A 329-nucleotide genomic window follows, 5' to 3' on the forward strand; every position below is an offset into this window, starting at 1 on the left:
CAGACGGAACTTTCTCGGCCGAGTAGGGATGGCAGGTGGCGCAACCGCGCTATACGGGTCGATGGCGGCCCTCGGGCTCGTCGCGACACCGGCCAACGCCCAGCCGGTGGACTTCCGCCCACCGCGCGAAGGTGATCTGCCGAAGGGTGCCCGCAACCGAACCAAGGTGGTGATCATCGGCGCCGGCGTCGCCGGCTTGACCGCCGCTTATGAACTGCAGAAGGCAGGATACGACTGCCAGATCCTGGAGGCGAGGGATCGTCCCGGCGGCCGTGCCCGGACCATCCGCGGTGGTGATTCGCTCACCGACACCGACGGTGTCACGCAGA

The 329-nt window shown here is 67.8% G+C and carries 1 protein-coding gene; it reads left to right on the forward strand.

All coding sequences use genetic code 11. The annotated features are described in order from the left end of the window. Window positions 1-28: 28 nt before the first annotated feature. The coding region (locus tag ELR45_RS39875; protein WP_240760286.1) for an FAD-dependent oxidoreductase at window positions 29-329 on the forward strand (301 nt) is incomplete at its 3' end.

The organism is Phytoactinopolyspora endophytica, from assembly GCF_004138495.1.
Lineage (GTDB): Bacteria > Actinomycetota > Actinomycetes > Jiangellales > Jiangellaceae > Phytoactinopolyspora > Phytoactinopolyspora endophytica.